This is a genomic window from Streptomyces sp. NBC_00259 (assembly GCF_036181745.1).
In the GTDB taxonomy this organism is placed as follows: Bacteria; Actinomycetota; Actinomycetes; order Streptomycetales; family Streptomycetaceae; genus Streptomyces; species Streptomyces pratisoli.
On sequence record NZ_CP108080.1, the window covers coordinates 8,011,560 to 8,031,291 of the forward strand.

Here is a 19,732-nt window from a genome sequence, read left to right on the forward strand (position 1 = left end):
GCCGGACGGGTGGCACCATAGCCGGACAGACCGTCACAGTGGTCGCTCACCATGGTCGCTTCGACTCCTACCGGGGGACACCCATTGAACATCCGGCTCCCACTCCGGCCCTTCGCCGCAGCGGCCGCGGCGGTCATGGTGCTCACCGCCTGCGGCACTTCCGGTGGCTCCTCGAGCGCATCGGGAACACCGGCCACCGCGCCGGGGACGCCCACAACGCCCCCATCCACGGAACCGTCCGCGGCCACACCCGCAACGCCCGCCACACCGGCCACCCCCGCCACGCCCGCTACACCGGCCACGCCCGCCCCTGACGGCACGCCACCGCTCGGCTCCTGGAGCCTCAAGCCGCTGTGGCCGTTCACCACACCCGCCCAGGCCGAGGCATGGGAGCGTGCCTACCGCTCCAGCGGCCACCAGCCCTGGCATCTCGACCCCGGCCAGACCGCACTGTCCTTCACCCGTAACTACCTGGGCTTCAAGGAGATCGACCGCGTCTCCTCGCGCACGGTCAGCGGCAGGCACGCCCGCATCGGCGTCGCACCGACCGGATCCGAAGGCGGCACCGCAGCGGTGATCCACCTCGTGCGGTACGGCACGGGCCCGGACGCCCCGTGGGAGGTCGTAGGCACCGACGACACCACGTTCTCCCTGACCACACCCGCGTACGGGGCACTCGTGCGCTCCCCGATGGTCACCGGCGGCCGGATCACCGGAGTGGACGAGAGCATCCGCGTGCAGGTGTTCCAGCCGTCGTCCGACAAGCCGCTGGGAACCTCGCCATGCTGTACCTCGGCGGGCGGCGACAAACAGCCCTGGAAGGTGACGGTGCCCTTCTCCGGCGCCCGCGACGCCGTGCTCACGGTGGTCGCATCCACCGGCGGGCACGTCGCCGAGGTCGAACGCTTCACCGTCACGGCCGTACGCGTCAACTGACCCGTACGGCCGACGCATCACGTCCACCCGACGAGCCCGACGCGGGTCTCGCGCTCGCCCCGACCGATCACCCACCACCCGGACCCCGGCACTCACCAGGGACCCGAAGTCGGCCCACAGGCAGTGCAACACGGCCTCTGCGCCGCAGCGCGGAGGCTGCGGATACCCGGCCCGCAACGGGCCCTGGACCGCGCGTGGCACCACCACGCCGCACCTCCCGGCGCTGTCCGCGCCGCCACTGTCGGCGGTCGCCGGTAGCCTCGCCCGGATGATGGTGGGCACCGAAAGAACCCGGCTCGTGATCCTGCGCGGGAACAGCGCCTCGGGCAAGTCGTCCGTCGCGGCCGGCATCCGCGACCGCTTCGGCCGCGGCTTGGCCCTGGTGGGCCAGGACAACCTCCGCAGAGTCGTCCTGCGCGAACGCGACCGGCCGGGGGCGGCGAACATCGGCCTGATCGACACCGTCGCCCGCTACTCCCTGGACGCCGGCTACCACGTCGTCCTCGAAGGCATCCTCTACGCCGACCACTACGGCACCATGCTCACCCGCCTGCGCGCCGACCACCGCGGCTCGACCCACGGGTACTACCTCCATGTGCCGTTCGAGGAGACACTCGCCCGCCATGCCACCAAGCCGATCGCGGACAAGGTCGGCGAGCGGGAGCTGCGCGAGTGGTACCGCGAACTCGACCTGCTCCCCGGCGTCACCGAGACGGTCATCGACGCCGGCAGCGCCCTCACCCGGACGATCGACCGCATCATGCTCGACACCGGCCTGGCCGCCCTTCCTTCACTGGAGGACTGACAGCGCGAGCACCCCGGGATCCGCTGTGCACTCCCGGGGCCCACGGCCAGTGCCGTGCTTGGTGCGTCCGCCCGCCTCACCTGCCGGCCGACGAGGGCGTCTACGGGAGCACGTCCCTGGCCACGGAGTCCTGCCGTGCCTGGATCCTGGCCCAGTCTCTGGCCAGCGAGGGATCCTTGTCGAGCAGGCGCTGCTGGATGCGGGCGAGTCGGTCGTAGGCGGTGGTGAGGTAGCCCGTACTGCGTTTGCACCGCACGTCGGCCTGCGCGGCCGCCGGGTCCGGCTGGGCGGAACTCTTCCGCAAGAGGTCGCGCGGATCGCGGACGGGAAAGCCCGCCCGTTGGACGCATCGTCGCCACTGCTCGGTGGCACCGCGGAACGCGGCGTCTGCGTCGAGGAGTTGCAACGCGGTCGTCTCCGCTTCGTACAGCAGTATGGACAGCTGCATGCTGCGGATCCGCATCTCGCCCTGGAGTCGTCCGTCGGCCTCGGCCAGGCAGCCGGTCGCGGGCCGGTTCACCGTCAGCTTCGCTCCGCGTGCGGTGACACGGTGGTCCGGGTCGCCGAACAACGCCCTCTCGAAGGCCTCTCCACGCGGTGTCTCCGCGGGCGCGGGCTGCGCCGGGCGCGGCTGGAGCTGGTCCGTCGTTTCGAAACCGAACGGGAAGGGCCAGGGATCCTCGCTGCGGGACGTGCTGGGTGGTGGGGTCGGCGGATAGGCGAAGCCGAGGCGGCTCATGCAAGCGCCGACGACTTGGTGATGTGCGCGCTGGATGCGCTCCGCGGCGGCGGACCAGCGGTGGGTCATGCCGTAGATCGGCGGCAGCCGGTGCAGGTCGGTCGGTGACGCCTGGGTTCGCGGCACCGGCGCCTGGGTTCGCGCCGCCGACATCTCGGTTCGCCCCGGTGTCCCTGGCGGCCCGTCGGAGGCCGCCAGGGCACCCAGCGCGGTCACGAGCAGCAGGTACGCCACCATGACGTTACGGCGGGCATGGCCCGGCCGAAGGAGGCGTGGTGCCCCGCCGCGCCGGCTCCCGTGCATCAGAAGCATCCGCCGGGGATCCATCCGCTGTCCCGCAGCTCCAGCGAACTGGCCTCGTCCCGCTGCCCGATGCCGTCACCGGCGACGTTGTTCGTGGAGAGCTGCTCGCGGCCGACCTGGCTGCCCGGCCTGACGCAGAAGACCAGGGGTCCGGTGCGGCCGGTGTTGTAGTAGTAGAGGCTGTAGTACCCACCGGTGCTGGAGTTGCTGGCGGCCCAGGCGTTGTTGTTGACGCCGGTGCCCCGGCCCGACGAGCCGCCCTGGTTGAACGTGTCGTTGGAGAAGTCCGGGTCACCGGTGAAGTAGCCGTGCTTGGCACTGCTGAAGTCGAAGTAGAACACGCAGTGGTAGCCGCCTTCGCAGTTGGTGCCGGCCGAGGCCGGCGCGGCGGCGAGACCGGCGACCGTGGTGAGGGCGGCGGCGAGCCCGAGAGTAACGGCGGCTCTGCCCCGGATCGGGACGCGCTTGCGTGGGTCCATGGTTCTCCCTTCGGCGCCCGTGGCGTACGGGCGTAGCGGGTGGAGCACGTGGGACTGCCTCGCCAGGGCGTGAGGAACGGACATACGGCCGGGCTGGTCACGGCATGCCGACGAGCAGGGATGCCTTCCCTAGATCACACAGGCCGCGCATCTGTTCGGCGGATATGGCAGGGCCGTGGCGCTGTGCCAGGGCCACGGCGAGTGTAGGACCCGCTCCGCACGGGGCACCAGGTCTAGGCCAAGTCCGAACTGCCCTCGACGTACCCCGGGGGAACCAGGCCTTGGTGAGAGAGTGCGCGGTGGTGCCAGGGCAACGTAGTGGGGTGAGTGAGACACCATGACCGGGGGGTCGACCTCGGGACTCCACGCCTGTTCCTGCGACGCCGGCGCGGCGAGGACGTGCGCCTTCGGCCGCCGCCCATGCCGTCTCGAAGACCGTACGGTGGACCGGCGACGACAGCCCGGAACGAACTGCGCACCCAGGGCTGGTACTTGCGTCCATCGGTGACAGACGAGTCCGTCGAGGCCGTCTCACTCTCAACGCGGTGACACCAGGAAGGCGAACGGCCGTCGGGCATGGCCGGGCAAGTCAGCCGCGCAGTGCGGCCGGCAGGGCGGGGCAGCCCCGCGTTCACGCGGGGGAAGAGCCCCATCCTCTGGCAGACGCCCCCTCCGGACTCCTGCTGCCCCGAGGTGCGGTGCCAGCACGTCATCCGGCGCCTGCGCACAGGAGGAAGCTTGTGCGCAGGTCACACCTCGGTCCTCTGCGGGCCAGGCCCGGCCCGTGCGAGGGGACCTACGATGACGACGGCATCCCGGGCAGGTCGGGCACGTCCGTCAGGGGACGTGCCCCCATGACCGTTCCCCATGCGAAAGGCTCACACCGTCACGGGACCCGTCGGCGGCTGCGAGGTTCAGGCGGCGGGCGCCTGGTAGAGGCCACGTCCGGCACGGTGGGCGCGGGAAGTAGCGACGAGGCGGTCGAGGGTGCTGCGGACGGCGTTGATGCTGCCGGTGCTCTCGTCACGGCCGAGGGCCTCGGCCACGTCCCTGGCACGCAGCGGAACATCGGCATTGCGGCCCAGGATCGCGATCACCTGTTCGGTGAGACCACCGGTGTCCTGAGCTGTGTCGGAGGCCGTGGTGCTGGGTGACTGCTTGGTCTTCTTCGCTGCCTTGACAGGGGTGGGCTTCGCGGCCGGGCGGCGCTTGGCCGGCTTGTCCGCCGACTTGGCCGCGTTCTTCTTCGCGGTGCTGGCGCTGGCCTTGCGGGCCTTGCGCACGGGTGCCGTCTCCTGCGGTGCCGGCGCAGGCTCGTCGGTCGCGGCGACCTCGCCCGTGGCCGGTTCGGGTGCCGGGCTCTTCTCGACGGCGGCAGGCTCGTTCGGGGCTGCGGCCTCCTCGGTGTCGGCGCCGGCATCGGGCTCAGCGACACGGGGGTGCGGGATTGCGCTGGCTGACAGGGCGCTCAGCGCCGTCAACGCCCCGCGGACCGATTCCAGACGTACCGACACGGCTGCAAGCTCCTCCTGGAGCGCCTGCTGGTGCTTCTCGAGCTGCGGAAGCTCCGCCTGGAGCATGGCAGTTGTCGTTTCAACACTGTTCACTGCGGTGGCTGCCGTTGTCATGATGTGCTCCTGAGACGTGAGGGTGAGCATCTGGGACATGCCCGCTGTTGTGACTGCAGCGTACGGCTGTTGTACAGCAAATGGCACATCGACTCGTCCGCCAGTGGGGAGCTGAGACGCCTGCGGCCCGGCGGCATGAGGTGTTTTCCTTTGCGCATGTGGGTCGTTGGGGCTCCTTGACACACCGGGTACCGAAAAACAAATCCCCAACGCCCAACATGCCTACGACCAGCAAGACGCCGACGTCACCGCGCTCACGGACACGTATCAGTGCGGCGTGACGAAACGCTCCGCATCACCGTGCGCGGCGGGCAGCATGGTAGGCACGAGCGAGCACGCGAAGGGAGGCCGCGATCGGCTTGCTCGGGGACTTGCGAAGGAGCGACACTCCCGTCTCCTCGACTTTCTGGAGCCGTATCTGCTGCAGGGACACGAGCGCGGTCATGAACTGCCTGCTGCGAGGGTCGACAAGGTCGGCAAGGCTCTGGGAGGCGACGAGCCCTGGCCGGATCAGCTCCACCTGATGACAAGTCAGCTTCTCGAGTCCCTCTGAGCTCTCCCCCCGCTCCAGTTGAGCACGCGTGATGCCGAAGGCCGCGAGGCTCTCCTGTGAAAGGCCAAGGCGTCCGGTCCCGAGGTCGTCAGCGAGGTCCTCCAGAAAGTCGAGCCGCTGACTCGACTCGATGAACGTTCGGCATCCCGTGCGATAGGCATCAGCCTGTGCCGGGGGCTCGAGCAGACAGGCGATAAGCATGAAAGCCGGGTGCGAGTAGGCGTCGACGTACCTTCGGAAGTCGTCGTCCGTGTCGAAGCCTTCCCAGTGCACTTCTGCAGGAGCTCCGGTGAGGAAAGCCTGGACGTGCCCCTCCAACTGTGCGTGTCGGCCGGCGGTGTGGACCAGCGCGCGCAGCACTGATTGGTCTGTCGAGCCGCTGTCGAAGGCGTCCTTCACTTGAATCTCCCAGGACTCGAGTGCCTTCAGCCGCTCGTCGAGGGGTCCTTGATCGATGAGGTTGTCGCTGTGGTGCATGAATGCGGTGGCGGCAATGACGTCCGGGACGACAGCGGCGGGCAACAGCAACCGGACCGCCATGTACTCGGCGCGGGCGAAGCGGGCGACCAGGCGCCGCTGCTCGGTGTAATCCCTCCGCAGGAGCGGATCGGAGACGCCGGCTTCGTCGAGTGTGCGAGACCAGGTGGGCATGGTGGCTCTGTTCCTTCGGTCGGACGACGGCAGTTGACTGGGGACTCAGCGGCGGAGCGTTGCGCACGCCGCCACGACAACCTCGTTCAGCATGTCCGCTCGGGACGCGCGCGGCGAGCGGGTCGGCGAAGCTCCTGCCCAGGACGACCGCCCGACGCACAGGCCCGCCAACTCGTGTCCCTGACTTGGCGTTGCGCCGTGCCGGACTGAAGACTCCCAGGTCATCGTAGCCGCGCGGCCATCGGTCGTGACGGGCGTCCAGCGGGTCAGGACACCTCGCCGTTGGGCAGTGGCTTCCCCCTGCCCAGGGCGCGTTGGAGTGGGAACGACGACCACGCGGTCGGAAGGCGCCGGCTGGGTGATGGCAGGGGGCCGGGGACCCGGGGGCCGTCGGGTGAGGTCTTCTGTCAGCTGAAGTGGACGTTGCTGAGGTCGATCGAGACCATGATCTTGTCCGCGATCGGGTGACCCTCGGGGTCGCGGAGGTGAGCGCGGCGTTTGGTGGGCAGCAGGATGCCGTCGGCTTCCACGTAGTCGTGGACGTACTGCGCGGCGGCGAATCCGCCGGCGATGTCGACGTGGTAGTCGTGACGGCGCAGGAGCCGATCGGGGCCGAAGTAGAAGTCCTGGTGGGTTGAGTGGCTGGCGATCCGGGGTGGGAAGGTCGCGCGCAGGCCCCGCCAGGCTTCGTCGCCTTCCTGCCAGGGTTCGATCTCGGTGACGGTGAAGCCGGGCATGGCGAGCAGGAAGGGGGTGGTGAGGTAGGTCCACAACGCGTAGCCGTTGAAGTAGGCGCGGTCCAGCGGGTCCCAGGGGCTCTCCAGGACGTGGCCGGCGAATGAGGCTCGCGGATCGTCGCGTTCGGCCACCACGTGCCCGTCGAGCTTCTCGATGCTCACTCGTCGGGCCGTGAAGTCGGTCTTCTGGTCGGGGGCGCCGAAGGGCTTCACCGATGCGTGTTCCTCGTGCAGCCGTACGGTCATCTCACGCGGTGCGGGATCCTGCGGCAGGCCCTTGATGGCGAACAGGTTGCCCCCGCTGACGATGGTGGCCCGCACCTCGGTCAGTTCGTTCCAGCGCGTGATTCCGCCGTGGGCTTCGATGGCTTGGGCGAGCAGCTCGTTCATGTGTATCTCTTCCGTGCATCCTGTGGGTGGGGCTTGCCGGTCGGTCCCGCCGGTCGGCCCGATTTCCGTTCTCCGTCGGTCGGTCCATTTCCGTGTGACGGTCCGGTTCCGTTCAGCGCGGCGGTGTTCGGGGCGGGTGCTTCAGCGTCGAGCCACGCCCTCGAGCCGGCTGAAAGTCCGGGCGGCCTGCGGTGCCTACGAGTACGGCCCGGGCGCTGCTGCGGCCGACCATCTCGAAGGCCTGGACGAGTTCGGGGCCGTCTGTGCGTCGATGCGGTTCTGCGGCGGGTTGCTCAGGACCAGCATGGCGATGCCGTCGTCGATGGAGCAGGTCAGGTGGGGCATGGTCGTTCCTATCAGACTTTGTGTCACAAACTTCGCGTTTCAGTACTCGGTTTCGGGCGAGGTGCCGACGGAACCAGTCGAGGGCGGCAGTGCAGGCCGGGTCGAACACGCCGTCCGGCGCATGCGGCGCAGCTCTTGCTCGTGGTACTCCAGCCGTAGATCCTTATGTGCCTTGCTTGGGGCTGTCTGCCGCTGGAGGAAACCAGGTGGCCTCGGCGCACCATCTGGGTAGAGTCGGGCAATGCCCGAGTTGCAGCGGCTGCATGCCGGCCATGCCCCGGAGGTCCTGGCCTTCGAGTTGGCGAACCGCGCCTACTTCGCTGCCTCGGTCCCCGACCGCGGCGACGACTTCTTCGACCAGTTCACCGACCGGTACAACGCTTTGTTGGCTGAGCAGGAGGCCGGCATCTGCGCCTTCCACGTGCTCGTCGCTGAGGACGGCTCGGTACTCGGTAGGTTCAACCTGGTCGACATCGAAGACCACACTGCGGAACTCGGCTACCGGGTCGCGCAGCACGTCGCCGGCCGAGGCGTGGCGACGACAACCGTCCGGGAGCTGTGCCAACTGGCCGCGGCCCAGTACGGGTTGCGTACACTGCGAGCGGCCACCGTCCGCCGGAATGCCGCGTCCCAGAAGGTGCTGACCAAATCCGGGTTCGTCCCCGTCGGCCCCGCCGACCCGGCCCACCTCGGCGGTAAGCCAGGCACCTGGTATCAGCGCGACCTGGTGCATGCGATCTTGCCGGGGGACCGGCTGCGGGAAGGCCGCGGTCACCACTGCCCATCGGCAGAATGAGCGGAAGCGCACGTCGGTCTCCCCGATGCGTTCCGTTCTCATCGTGCGGCTTATGTTCCGGAGGCGGACGCCGCACCCGAGGGGGACCGGTCCTTGCCGTCGAGCGGGCACCAGCCGGCTGACTGTGCGCCCTGTGCGTCCAGGCTCCGCATCCGGTGACCGTGCCGGGCCTTGAGCACCTCGTCCAGTGGCGTGGTGAAGACGTTGTCGACCACGGTGTACTCGCCCGCGAGCCGCGCGACGGCAGGTAGCGCGGCAGTGTCGATCCGCCCTCGCTCCAGATAGAGGTCGTCCCTGATGTGGAACCGCACCACCCTGCCCCACACCACATGATCGACACCGTCGTCCCCGACCGGAATGATGCGGTCGACGACGCATTCGAACGCGATCGGCGCGTCTTTGACCCGGGGCGGGCGCACCACCTCGGACGGTTCCTTCTCCAGTCCCAGCGCCTCGAACTCGTCCACGCCCGGGTCGAACTCGAACGCCGATGCGTGCATCGCGTCCGCCTGCGGCAGCGTCGCCAGGTTGGTGACGAACTCGCCCGTGTCGCGGACGTTGACGAAGGTGTCCTTCATCGTGACTCCGTCCGACCGCGGCTGCAGGGTGATGGAGACCATGGGCGGTTTCCGCCCGACGGGGGTGAAGAAGGAGATGGGCGCGAGGTTTGCGACGCCCTCGGGGGAGACCGTGCTGACCCAGGCGACGGCACGTGGAATGACACTGCCGATCAGCAGTTTGTACGCGGAGGCGGCGTCCAGCTCCGCGGCATCGATGATCATCGGGACCCTCCTGGCTCGGGACGCGGCACAGGGACGGCGCTGCGCGTCGTACGGTCTTCCGCCGCTGGAGCGGCTCGTGCGGTGATGCCACGCCGCCGGAGCGGTCGAGGCGTATCAACGAGCCTCGCAACGACGTAACCGTAAGCTCTTTGCCTATGTCTAACAAGTGGGTCGCTCGAAAGATGCCCGCCTGGCCGGGGCGAGAGGGAAATGCAACTTTCGGTGACCGCGGGATCGCAGGAAGTGTCCACGAGGTGCCGCGGCTGGGTCGCTGTCGCCGCACCTCCGGGCATCGCCCCGGCGTCACAGGGCGGGGCGTACGGCGAGGCCGGCGCTGTCCGCGGCGCGCCCCGCTTTCTCGGAGGGTTGAGGAGCCGTACGCGGCTACACAGCAGGGCTGTCCAACTCGGGTCGGGTGGGCAGCCCCGCCTACCGGTGACCGGCCGGCCGGTGTGAAGCCCTACGAATCGGCCTTGGCCCGCTGCCTCGCCCGGTAGGCCCGCAGATTCGCCGCGTTACCGCACACCTTGACGTCGTGCCAGACTCCGCTGTTGTTGCGCGACCGGTCGAAGAACATCGTCCGGCAGTGGTCGTTACGGCACCGCTTCAGCCGCTGCCACGTGCCTGCCTGCTGGGCCTGGAAGATCTCGATCAGGGTCAGGGACGCCACCCGACGCCAGCCGGTGCCGCGCGGCTCCACGTGAACCTGCCCGTCCGCGCCGAGCTGCAGGGCGACAGCCGCAGTGTGTACCGGGGGAAGGATGGCGTCGCCGTCCTGTCCGGCAGCCCGGCGCAGATCGTCGCGGAAACTGCGGAGCTCCTCCAGGGTGTGCAGGTCGAGTTCGACACTGCCCAGGGGGGTGTCCGTGATCCGACCCCATTCCGCCAGTGCCTGATCGAGCCAATCCTGGGCGTCGGTGAGGTCTTGGAGGAGATCCTTCGTGCGCGGCTTGCCGGCGGCGATGGTGTTCATGAGGTCCTGGGCGAAGGCAAGCCCTCCCGGGGCCGGGTCCTTGTCGTAGCGGGCCGTGGCCGGCCAACTCATTCCGATCACTCCTCGTAGTCATGTCTCCCGCCTGGGAACATAAGTGTACGACTTTTGATTCTTATGGGTATGGTGGTCGACCGTCGCGACCACTCCGGTCTGCTTTCGCCACCGGATCGCCCGGTGTCGACGACGCAACCTCCCCCAGCCAGCCGTATCGCGCCCCGCTGGGCAAGAGCTCCGGAAAGGGCAGAAAAGGTCTTCATGCAACCGCTCGGCACACACCAGGAAACGGTGCACGGGTCCGCCGCACCACAGCGGATCGCGCACGCCCCGATGCGAGACCCCGCGGGAAGCGGCCCCACCGACCACGGGAGAGGATCCTCCGACTTCCGCGCGGAGAGGATCGGCCTGCTGTCGATCTCCCTCGGAACCGCCGGACTCGGCGGTGCATGGCAGTCCGCAACGGCTGGCCTCGGCGCACCTCTTTGGGTGAGCGATGCGCTGTTCGCCGTGAGCGGCCTCGTGTGGGCGGTCCTGCTGGTGCAGTACATACGCCACGGTGGCTGGCGATGGCGCAATGTCCTCGATGACCTGCACCACCCCGGTCAGGGATTCACCCTCGCTTACATCCCCATCGTCGGAATGCTCGCGGCGGGGCACCTCTCCCGGTTCGGACTGGACGCCGCCCGATGGGGCTATGCCGCGTTCGCCGCGGCGGCCGCGATCATCGCCGCACGTCTCCTCGCGCACTGGGTCACGGGCGGCCTCGCCGCGGCTCCTTTGCACCCCGGATATCTGCTGCCGGTGGTGTCCGCCCCGTTCATCTCCAGTGCCACCGCCTCCACACTCCGGCTCCCCGAGGTCGCCGCGGCGACCTTCGCCGTCGGAGTCCTGTACTGGCTTGCCTTCGGCACCGTCATCCTCGGCGGCCTGGTCGCCAACGGCGGCGGCATGCCCCGCCCCGCCCGCCCCACCCTCACGGTGCTGGTCATCCCACCGGCCACCGGCGGCCTGGCCTGGACAGCAGCCCACCAGGGCACGTTCGACGTCGTGGGCCAAGGCTTCGCCGGGCTGCTGCTCTTCACACTCCTGGTTGTCGCGTTCCTGCTTCCGGATCTGCGTCAGCAGTCGTTCCACTACGGGTACTGGGTGTTCTCGTTCCCGGTCGCGGCCGGCGCCAACTTCCTGATCCGCTGGCTCCACGGGACCGACGTGGCCGGCTGGAGGGCGCTGTCATGGATTCTCCTGACCGCAGTGAGCATGGCGTTCACCGTTCTGTACGGAGCCACGCTCTGGCACGCGCGACGCCGCCGCATCATCGCGTCCGCATAGCCACCGACGAGGCGCAGCCGCCCCCGCTCGCGCACGGCCTACGGATCCGGCGGGGGCGCCTGCCGCTCCAGCGCGCAGGACACGGCCTGCGAGCAGCGGCCGAGGCTGGGGAACGGTGCTCTGCGCGGATCGTATGGCCAACACCACTGATGTGAAGCGCCGTCAAAACTCGGGCTCGGCACGACTGTGCGGTGGTGCATGGTGAGCTTGTTCCGCTTTGACGGGCACCATTGGTGTGGTGGTCAGGCTGCGAGTGCGGTCTCGTACTCGGCGGGGCTGAGGTAGCCGAGGCTGCTGTGCAGTCGGTGCAAGTTGTACCAGCCCTCGATGAAATCGAAGATCGCGGTGCGGGCGGCGGCCCGGCTGGGCCAGGTGGAAGTGCCGAGCAGTTCGCGTTTGATGGTCGAGAAGAACGACTCGGCGAGCGCGTTGTCCCAGCACTGACCGGTGCGGCCGACCGAAAGCCGGACCCCGAACTCGGCTGCCAGGGAAGCGAATTGAATCCGGATCTGCGAACGCCAGGGCGTCCCCGTCCTCGCCGACCGCGCCTACACCGGTGCCGGTCCCCACGTCACCACCGGCCTCAGACGTCCGCCCGGCGGGGAACTTCACCGCCACCCAGCGCACCGTCAACCGGGCCCTCGCCCAGGCCCGAGCTCCCGTCGAACGCGGCATGGCCCGGCTGAAGTCCTGGCAGATCTTCCGCAGATCCCGCATCAGCCCCAACCGCATGACCGTCATCGCGAAAGCGGTCCTCACCCTGGAGAGGCAACGCTGAAAACGCTCACTGTTCCCCAGACGCTTAGACGTCGTTTCAGATGGTGAGGTAGGGCGTCCGTCGGCGTCTAAGCGTTGGTCCACCCGGCTGCGTTGGAGTATGACTCGTAGCTGTACCGAGTGCTGCGGTTCCATTCCTCGCCGGTGAGGTGCTTGTACGCGTTGTCGGGTACATAGATCAGCGCCTCGGCCCACACGAGATCGTTGACGAACGGTGCGAAACGCTCTGCGTCTCGAAGTACGTTCTCGTATTCCTCACGCCCTGCCGCAACGACGGCCGCCCGGGTGTACAAGAACGCATCGCCCGACAGTCCGTCGCCGTACTCCTGGCGGTCCAACCTGTACAGAGCCCAGGAGAGCTGCTCGGCGAAGCCGACCACGTCAGCGACAGGGCCTTTCTCCAGGCGGGCTGTCAGGGCAGCGGCGAGCTGATCACCCTCGGGGTCCGGGGTTGAGGGGCTGCACTCTTCGATGAGCTGCCAGAAGACGTCTTCGTTCATGCCAAAGAGCATGGCGGAAGGGTGTGACAAGTCGGACGTCAGGGGTTCTCCCTGGTCAACCGGCGGTAGCCGATGAGGGCTGCGGCTATGCCGACGAAGGCAAGGAAGTGTTCGTCCTTGCGTTCGTAGCGGCGGTGCAGCCTTCGGCAGCCGGCCAACCAGGACACGGTTCGCTCAACAACCCAGCGATGGCGACCCAGCCGTTGCGAGGACTCGACGCCCTTGCGTGCGATGCGATGGCGGATTCCCCGCTCGCGGAGCCATCGACGCAGGTGGTCGTAGTCGTAGCCCTTGTCGGCGTGCAGCTTCGCCGGCCTTCGTCGCCGTGGGCCGCGGCTGGACCGGATGGGTGGGATGCCGCGCACGAGTGGCTCCAGGCCCTGGCTGTCGTGCATGTTCGCGCCGGAGATGCCCAGGGAGAGAGGCAGTCCGTTCCTGTCAGTGATCAGGTGGATCTTCGAACCCAACTTGCCTCGGTCGGTCGGATTCGGTCCCGTCAGTGGCCCCCCTTTGCAGCCCGCAGGCTGACGGAGTCGATCGCGCACCGCGACCAGTCCAGCTCGCCTCGCGCTCCGAGTTCGTCGAGGATGACGCGGTGGAGCCTGGCCCAGACCCGGGCTCGGCTCCACTGGGCGAACCTTCGGTAGACCGTCTGCCAGCTCGGTCCGAAGACCGGTGGCAACTGGCGCCATGTGCAGCCTGAGGTAGCCACAAAGACGATCGCAGCCAGGGCCTCGCGGTCACCTGCCCGACGCCGGCCCCCGCCCTGCGGGCGCACTACCTCCGTCGGCGGCACCACCCGCCGAAACAGGACCCACAACTCGTCCGACACCAGCCGCTCGATCAGATTCGTCATGAACGGTTCAACGAACAATCACGCCATAAGAAACGACGTCTAAGAGGTATGACCCGGACGGCGCCTACGTCCGCCGCTGGGTCCCCGAACTCGGCGGTCTGGCAGCCCCGTTGATCCACGAGCCGTGGAAGCTCACCGGCCTGGATAGAGCTTCCTACGACTACCCCGAACCGATCGTGGCGCTTGCCGACGGCCTGGCGCGCTTCCGGCGGGCCCGCGGCCAGGACTGAGCCCCTGCGGGACCCGGAACTACCGCGCTCCGATCCACCCCCGGTTGCGGTTGCACAAGGCGATGCACAAACGATGCGTCTTGAATCGCTGCTTCCGTTCGCCGGATTCTGAGGGGGCTGGAGTATCAGGCCCCGGCGGCGGCCCGGTCCGGCAGGAGCGGACGCCCGACCCGTCTGCCCGGCCCGCACGCCGGGCCGGAGGAGGAGTCGTCATGACCGCAGCGCTCACGGTGCGCCGCCTGCGCCCTCTCCCTGTTTACGGAGGTCCTCACCCGCTCCACGGCGGCCTCCCCCCGTGCGGCGACCGCCCTGCCGCACGGCCCAAGCGTCCCGCCCCGGACGGCCGGTCCGCGCCGCACCCCGACCGCCCTGCACCTGTGTCCACGGCTGCCGACGAGCCGACGGACGAGGAGATCGGCGCCGGACTCGTCCGCGACGACGAGCGCTGCCTGGCCCTTGCCTACCGGCGCTGGGGCGGCCTCGTGTACACCCTCGCCAGTCGTACGATCGGAGACTCCATTGAGGCCGAAGACGTCACCCAGCAGGTCTTCCTCGCCGCCTGGCGCGGCCGCCACAGGTACTGCCCCGACCGGGGAGCGGTCCCGGCCTGGCTGGTCGGCATCACGCGCCGCAAGATCGCCGACACGCTCTCCGCCCGCACCCGCAGGGCCGAACTCGTCGCCGCCGCGGGAACCGCGCTGCCCTCGCTCGCCCCGGCCGCCGACGGATCCGACCACCTGCTCGACCACATCGTGGTCACCGGCGAACTCGCCCGGCTTCCGCGCGTCCAGCGGGACGTCCTGACCCTCGCGTTCTTCGGAGACCTGACGCAGGTGCAGATCGCGCGGCGGACCGGCATGCCGCTGGGCACCGTCAAGAGCCACGCGCGGCGAGGGCTGCAGCGGCTGCGCGGCCGCCTCGCCGTGGACTCCGCGGCCGTCATGACGAAGGAGAAGCCCGACTCCGCCCGGCCACCTGCTCCGGACGACCCGGGGGCCGTGCCTGCGTCCGAGGGACGTGCACCCATCCAAAAGGCCGATCGTGCCGAAACACCCGTGGGGACGTTCTGCACAACAGGTGCGCGGGAGGCCCGGAACACGAGGGGGAGCGTATGAACCGGCGAACTGTCGCGGTCGTCGGGGCGGGAGTTGCCGGCCTGACGGCCGCTCACGTGCTGTCGCGGGCGTACGACGTGGTGCTGTACGAGGCCGACGCCCGGCTCGGCGGCCACGCGCACACACACGAGTTGCCGATCGGGGAGGGCGGTACCGTGCGCGTGGACAGCGGCTTCATTGTCCACAACGAGCGTACCTACCCGAATCTGCTGCGGCTCTTCCGCGAGCTCGGTGTCGCCACCCAGGACGCCGAGATGAGCATGTCCGTCCGGTGCGACGGCTGCGGCCTCGCGTACGCGGGTGCCCGAGGTGCGCGCGGTCTGCTCGGCGGCGGCAACCTGTGGCGCGGACGCCATCTGCGGATGCTCGCCGACATCCCGCGCTTCCACCGCGCTGCCCGACGCCTGCTCGCCTCCGGCGACTCCACCGCGACCCTCGGAGATTTCCTGAAGCACGGCGGCTTCTCGCCGTACTTCGTCGGCCACTTCGCCATCCCGCTCGTCTCCGCGGTCTGGTCCTGTGCGCCGGACACCACCCTGCTCTACCCGGCCTCGTACCTGTTCCGATTCCTGGACCACCACGGGCTGCTCTCCGCCACCGGCTCCCCGCGGTGGAAGACGGTCACCGGCGGATCGGCCGCCTACGTGGAGCAGCTGGCCAAGCACCTCGCCTCCATCCGCACGGCCACGCCCGTCCGCGCGATCGAACGCGGAGCCGACCACGCCCGCGTGACCACCCAGGACGGGGACACCGACGTCCACGCGGCCGTCGTCGTGGCCGTCCACCCCGATCAGGCCCTGCGGATCCTCGCCGACGCCACCCTCGACGAACACCGGGTCCTCGGAGCGTTCAGCTACTCCCGCAACCCCACCGTGCTACACCGGGACACCACACTGCTGCCCCGCGCGGCGCACGCCCGCGCCTCCTGGAACTACTGGCTCCCGTCCTGCGCGGCGAGCCCCGGGTCCGTCCAGGTCAGCTACGACATGAACCGGCTCCAGCGCCTGCCCGTGGACGAGCCGCACATCGTCACCCTCAACGCCGACGGCCGTGTCGACGAGAGCACAGTGCTTGCCCGCATGGTGTACGAGCACCCCCTCTACACGCCCCGCTCCGTCGCGGCCCAGCGCGAACTCCCCGGCCTCGCCACGTCCGTCACCGCCTTCGCCGGCGCCTACCACGGCTGGGGCTTCCACGAGGACGGCTGCCGCTCCGGAGTCGAAGCGGCCCGAGCGCTCGGGGTCGACTGGTGACCGCGCCACCCAGGGCCCCCGCGGTTCCGGCGCTCTACACCTGCGAGGTCGCCCACACCCGAACTCACCCCGTGCGCTACGGCCTGCGTCAGCGTACGTACCTGTGGCTCGTCGACATCGACGACCTGCCGCGGCTGCCCCGCCTCCTGCGCTCCCTCGCCCGCTTCGACCCCCGCGACCACTTCGGCGGCCGGGCACCCACGCTGCGCGCCGGCCTCGACGCCTGCCTTGCCTCCCACGGCATCGGGGACGCCGACGGCCGCGTGCTGATGCTCACTCATGCGCGCGTGTTCGGGCACGTGTTCAACCCGCTGACGCTGTACTGGTGCCACGACCGGGCCGGGCGCCCCGTCTGCGTGGTGGCCGAGGTGCACAACACCTACGGCGGCAGGCACTGCTATCTCCTGCGGCCCGACACCCACGGACGTGCCGACGTCGCCAAGGAGTTCTACGTCTCTCCGTTCTTCGGCGTCGAAGGCTCCTACCGGATGCGACTGCCGCTGCCCGGTGAGCGCCTCGACCTCACCGTGCAGCTGCGACACGACGACGGCAGCCGGCCCCTCACGGCCACCGTCCGGGGAAGTCACCGCCCTGCCGAAGTGCGAAGCCTGCTCTCGGCCGCGCTGCGCCACCCCTGGTCCACGGCCGCCGTCAGCGCAGGTATCCGCAGGCACGGGATCCGTCTCTACCTCAAGGGACTTCCCGTTCGTCCCCGACCGGTTCCACCCACCCAGGAAGGCATGCTGTGACTGTCTCCCTCCCGTCTGCCGCACCTGTCGCCGCGGGCTCCGGCCGTTCGTCCGTCGACGCGGAGCGCTGGCCCGATGTCGCGCGTCTCCCGCGCGCCCGCACGCTGCGCACGGCCATCGCGCGCCGCGTCGTCGAACATGCCCTGGCCCGCCTGCCGTTGCGGATACGGCACAGCGGCGCGTACGGCGCCGTTCCCGTGCCCCGGTCGGCTGCGGGCGAGGACAGGTCGCCCACCCTGACCCAGCACGACCCGGCCGCGTTCCACCGGCGCGTCGGCGCGGACGGCCTCATCGGCTTCGGCGAGTCGTACATGGCCGGGGAATGGGACAGCGACGACCTCGTCGGCGTCCTCACCGCCCTCGCCGCCCACGTGGACGACCTCGTACCCGCCCCGCTGCGCCGGCTGCGTGGCGCCTGGGTGCGCCGCCGCCCCGCACAGGACCGCAACACCCTCGACGGCGCCCGCGACAACATCCAGCGCCACTACGACCTCTCGAACGACCTGTTCGCCCTCTTCCTCGACCCGAGCCTGAGCTACTCATCGGCGGTGTTCGACACCCTGCCCGCCACGCCTCGGGACTTCACCGCCGCCCAGCACCGCAAGATCGACCGCCTGCTCGACCTCGCCGGCGTCGGCCCCAGGACCCGCCTCTTGGAGATCGGCACCGGCTGGGGAGAACTCGCCATCCGTGCCGCGTCCCGAGGCGCCGACGTCCTGAGCATCACGCTTTCCGAGGAGCAGCGCGCACTCGCACGTCACCGGATCGCCGACGTGGGACTCACCCGGCAGGCGACCGTCGAACTGTGCGACTACCGGCAGATCGAGGGCCGCTTCGACGCGGTCGTCAGCGTCGAAATGATCGAGGCGGTCGGCGCCGAGTACTGGCCCGCCTACTTCACCGCCCTGCGCCGCCTGCTCGCGCCCGGCGGCAGCGTGGCCCTGCAAGCCATCACCATGCCGCACGAGCGGATGCTCGACACCGCCCGGACGCACACCTGGATCAGCAAGTACATCTTCCCCGGCGGCCTCATCCCCTCGCCGGACGCCCTCGCCCAGGAGAGCGCCGCCGCCGGTCTGCGCATCACCCACGACACCGGCTACGGCGCCCACTACGCCGAGACGCTGCGGCTGTGGCGCAAGAGGTTCCTCCAACAGTCCGAGGCGGTCGCCGCACTCGGCTTCGACCACGTCTTTTGCCGCATGTGGGAGCTGTACCTGGCCTACTCCGAAGCGGGATTCCGCGCGCACTACCTCGACGTGCGCCAGCTCCGGCTGGTCGCCGCCGACCCGGCCACGGAGGACTCCCGATGACGACAACGGCGTTCGCGGTCAACCTGGTCGCCTCGGCGGGTGCCGCCCTCGCGGTCATGCTCGTGACCTTCGCCGTCGCCATGCTGAAGGGTGTCCACCGGATCGTCGACATCGCCTGGGGAATCGCATTCACCGCCGTCGCCATCGTCACCTGGGTGCTCTCCGCCGGGTACGGGGACGACGACCGACGGCTCGCCGTCACCCTGGCGACCTGCGTTTGGGGGCTGCGACTCGCGGTCCACATCGCGCGCAGAGGACGCGGCCACGGCGAGGATCCCCGCTATGCGAGGATGCTCGCCCGCGCCCCCGGTAACCCGGCCCTCTACGCGCTGCGCACCGTCTACCTCCTCCAGGGCGCCCTCGTCTGGCTCGTCTCACTGCCCGTCCAGACGGCGGCGTACCTGCCCGAGGGCGTGGACGCTCTGCTGGTCCTCGGCCTCGCCCTGTGGGCGGCGGGACTGGCTTTCGAGGCCGTGGGCGACCACCAGCTCGCCCGCTTCAAGTCCGACCCCGCGAACCGGGGACGGATCATGGACCAGGGGCTCTGGAGCTGGACCCGACACCCCAACTACTTCGGCGACTTCCTGGTCTGGTGGGGGCTGTATCTGAGCGCGTGCGGGAGCTGGCAGACTGCTGCACTCACCTTCGTGTCGCCTCTGGTGATGAGCGGACTGCTCATCTGGGGAAGCGGTAAACGACTGCTGGAGGCCCATATGGCGCAGCGACCCGGTTACGCGGCCTACGCCGCCCGTACGAGCGGCTTCCTGCCTCGCCCTCCACGGCGTGTGCCCCGGACCGACGCCCGATGACGGCCGGTGTCAACTGCGGGGTCCGCCGCGGCGAAGCGGGTTCCCTCGTCGTGAGGAGCGCGCCCGCCGTTCCCGCCGCGGCCGTGCTCCTGTTGCACGGCGGGCGCTCCGAGGGCCTGGAACCGCCGCCCCTGGTCAATCTTCCCGCCCTGCGCATGCGCCCGTTCGCGACCGCCGTCGCCCGCGCTCTTACCCGCCGGGACGTGCTCGTCGCGGAGGTCCGCTACCGGCACCGGGGCTGGAACGGTGCGCGCAGTGACGCCGCCCGGGACGCGGAGGCCGCTCTCGAGCGTCTGTGGGAGAGGACTGGAAAGATCCCCGTCGTTCTCATCGGCCACTCGATGGGCGGCCGCGCCGCGCTGCGCGCCGCCCGCGACCCGATGGTCCGAGGTGTGGTGGCCCTGGCTCCCTGGTGCCCGTCGGGGGAGCCCGTCGAGCATCTCGCGGGGCGTAGGATCTATCTGCTGCACGACGAGGCCGACCGGACCACCTTTGCCCGGGAGTCCTGGGAGTTCGTGCGCATGGCCAGGACCGCCGGTGCCGAGGCGGTCGGGATTCCGATGCCCACCGGAGGACACGCGATGCTCCGCGGCGCCTCCCGCTGGCACCGCCGTGCCGCCGAACTCACCGCCGCCTTGCTGCCACGCGGCTGAGCCCGCGTCAGAT

20 protein-coding genes and 3 pseudogenes are annotated in these 19,732 nt (G+C 69.7%); 12 read left to right on the forward strand and 11 right to left on the reverse strand.

The features are described from left to right. Window positions 1–84: 84 nt before the first annotated feature. Entirely contained in the window at window positions 85–936 is an 852-nt protein-coding gene (locus OG766_RS35855; RefSeq protein WP_266389636.1) for a hypothetical protein, read from the forward strand. Window positions 937–1,207: 271 nt separating this feature from the next. Then, complete coding sequence (locus OG766_RS35860; protein ID WP_328727580.1) at window positions 1,208–1,741, forward strand: kinase; 534 nt, start codon at window positions 1,208–1,210, stop codon at window positions 1,739–1,741. A 100-nt stretch (window positions 1,742–1,841) separates the two neighbouring features. On the opposite strand, the gene OG766_RS35865 is transcribed toward OG766_RS35860, so the two are convergent. From OG766_RS35865 to OG766_RS35890, 6 genes are all read right to left on the reverse strand, one after another. Continuing rightward, window positions 1,842–2,717: a hypothetical protein gene (locus OG766_RS35865; protein WP_328727320.1), complete on the reverse strand. Its 876-nt coding sequence runs from the start codon at window positions 2,715–2,717 to the stop codon at window positions 1,842–1,844. 65 nt (window positions 2,718–2,782) lie between these two features. Continuing rightward, window positions 2,783–3,262, reverse strand: coding sequence for a hypothetical protein (locus OG766_RS35870; RefSeq protein ID WP_266389641.1), 480 nt, complete (start codon window positions 3,260–3,262; stop codon window positions 2,783–2,785). A gap of 914 nt (window positions 3,263–4,176) precedes the next feature. Further along, a complete protein-coding gene (locus tag OG766_RS35875) occupies window positions 4,177–4,890 on the reverse strand; it encodes a hypothetical protein (protein ID WP_266389643.1) in 714 nt (237 codons plus the stop codon). A gap of 295 nt (window positions 4,891–5,185) precedes the next feature. After that, window positions 5,186–6,094: a phytoene/squalene synthase family protein gene (locus OG766_RS35880; protein WP_328727321.1), complete on the reverse strand. Its 909-nt coding sequence runs from the start codon at window positions 6,092–6,094 to the stop codon at window positions 5,186–5,188. A 407-nt stretch (window positions 6,095–6,501) separates the two neighbouring features. Further along, window positions 6,502–7,221, reverse strand: coding sequence for a hypothetical protein (locus OG766_RS35885; RefSeq protein ID WP_266389659.1), 720 nt, complete (start codon window positions 7,219–7,221; stop codon window positions 6,502–6,504). 195 nt (window positions 7,222–7,416) lie between these two features. After that, the gene (locus tag OG766_RS35890; RefSeq protein WP_266389662.1) at window positions 7,417–7,566 is read right to left on the reverse strand and encodes a hypothetical protein; all 150 of its coding nucleotides are present in this window, start codon (window positions 7,564–7,566) and stop codon (window positions 7,417–7,419) included. A 241-nt stretch (window positions 7,567–7,807) separates the two neighbouring features. Here OG766_RS35890 and OG766_RS35895 point away from each other — a divergent pair, with 241 nt between their 5' ends. Further along, on the forward strand, window positions 7,808–8,362 hold the full coding sequence (locus tag OG766_RS35895) for a GNAT family N-acetyltransferase (RefSeq protein WP_328727322.1): 555 nt from the start codon (window positions 7,808–7,810) through the stop codon (window positions 8,360–8,362). A 50-nt stretch (window positions 8,363–8,412) separates the two neighbouring features. Here the strand turns inward: OG766_RS35895 and OG766_RS35900 are convergent, their stop codons facing one another. After that, window positions 8,413–9,144 carry a flavin reductase family protein gene (locus OG766_RS35900; protein ID WP_328727323.1) on the reverse strand — a complete coding sequence of 244 codons (732 nt, stop codon included), beginning with the start codon at window positions 9,142–9,144 and terminating at the stop codon, window positions 8,413–8,415. A 460-nt stretch (window positions 9,145–9,604) separates the two neighbouring features. Then, window positions 9,605–10,189, reverse strand: a complete 585-nt coding sequence (locus OG766_RS35905) for a CGNR zinc finger domain-containing protein (protein WP_328727324.1) — start codon at window positions 10,187–10,189, stop codon at window positions 9,605–9,607. Between the two features lie 276 nt (window positions 10,190–10,465). Here OG766_RS35905 and OG766_RS35910 point away from each other — a divergent pair, with 276 nt between their 5' ends. Then, window positions 10,466–11,464 carry a hypothetical protein gene (locus OG766_RS35910; RefSeq protein ID WP_328727325.1) on the forward strand — a complete coding sequence of 333 codons (999 nt, stop codon included), beginning with the start codon at window positions 10,466–10,468 and terminating at the stop codon, window positions 11,462–11,464. 242 nt (window positions 11,465–11,706) lie between these two features. On the opposite strand, the pseudogene OG766_RS35915 reads toward OG766_RS35910, so the two are convergent. Beyond that, window positions 11,707–11,910, reverse strand: a pseudogene (locus tag OG766_RS35915) (integrase core domain-containing protein); the annotation flags it as partial. A 55-nt stretch (window positions 11,911–11,965) separates the two neighbouring features. On the opposite strand from OG766_RS35915, the pseudogene OG766_RS35920 reads away from it, so the two are divergent. Next, window positions 11,966–12,242, forward strand: a pseudogene (locus OG766_RS35920) (transposase family protein); the annotation flags it as partial. 67 nt (window positions 12,243–12,309) lie between these two features. On the opposite strand, the gene OG766_RS35925 reads toward OG766_RS35920, so the two are convergent. After that, window positions 12,310–12,741, reverse strand: a complete 432-nt coding sequence (locus tag OG766_RS35925; RefSeq protein WP_328727326.1) for a DUF4240 domain-containing protein — start codon at window positions 12,739–12,741, stop codon at window positions 12,310–12,312. Between the two features lie 38 nt (window positions 12,742–12,779). Next, window positions 12,780–13,597 (reverse strand): IS5 family transposase gene (locus OG766_RS35930; RefSeq protein WP_443045589.1). Its coding sequence is split into 2 segments (ribosomal slippage): window positions 12,780–13,247 and window positions 13,250–13,597, totalling 816 coding nucleotides; the frame shifts between segments, so codons are not numbered across the junction. A 32-nt stretch (window positions 13,598–13,629) separates the two neighbouring features. On the opposite strand from OG766_RS35930, the pseudogene OG766_RS35935 reads away from it, so the two are divergent. From OG766_RS35935 to OG766_RS35965, 7 genes and pseudogenes are all read left to right on the forward strand, one after another. Continuing rightward, window positions 13,630–13,827, forward strand: a pseudogene (locus OG766_RS35935) (FAD-binding domain-containing protein); the annotation flags it as partial. A gap of 377 nt (window positions 13,828–14,204) precedes the next feature. Next, window positions 14,205–14,942 carry a sigma-70 family RNA polymerase sigma factor gene (locus OG766_RS35940; RefSeq protein ID WP_423247151.1) on the forward strand — a complete coding sequence of 246 codons (738 nt, stop codon included), beginning with the start codon at window positions 14,205–14,207 and terminating at the stop codon, window positions 14,940–14,942. After that, window positions 14,939–16,195, forward strand: coding sequence for an NAD(P)/FAD-dependent oxidoreductase (locus OG766_RS35945; protein WP_266389679.1), 1,257 nt, complete (start codon window positions 14,939–14,941; stop codon window positions 16,193–16,195). Before OG766_RS35940 ends, OG766_RS35945 begins: the two co-directional genes overlap by 4 nt. Continuing rightward, window positions 16,192–16,944, forward strand: coding sequence for a DUF1365 domain-containing protein (locus tag OG766_RS35950; RefSeq protein ID WP_266389682.1), 753 nt, complete (start codon window positions 16,192–16,194; stop codon window positions 16,942–16,944). The genes OG766_RS35945 and OG766_RS35950 overlap by 4 nt, the downstream gene beginning before the upstream one ends. Further along, a complete protein-coding gene (locus tag OG766_RS35955; RefSeq protein ID WP_266389685.1) occupies window positions 16,941–18,257 on the forward strand; it encodes a class I SAM-dependent methyltransferase in 1,317 nt (438 codons plus the stop codon). The genes OG766_RS35950 and OG766_RS35955 overlap by 4 nt, the downstream gene beginning before the upstream one ends. Further along, window positions 18,254–19,066 (forward strand): DUF1295 domain-containing protein, encoded by an 813-nt coding sequence (locus tag OG766_RS35960; RefSeq protein WP_328727328.1) that lies wholly within the window; start codon window positions 18,254–18,256, stop codon window positions 19,064–19,066. Before OG766_RS35955 ends, OG766_RS35960 begins: the two co-directional genes overlap by 4 nt. Continuing rightward, complete coding sequence (locus OG766_RS35965; protein WP_266389689.1) at window positions 19,063–19,719, forward strand: alpha/beta hydrolase; 657 nt, start codon at window positions 19,063–19,065, stop codon at window positions 19,717–19,719. Before OG766_RS35960 ends, OG766_RS35965 begins: the two co-directional genes overlap by 4 nt. The last annotated feature ends 13 nt before the right edge of the window (window positions 19,720–19,732 follow it).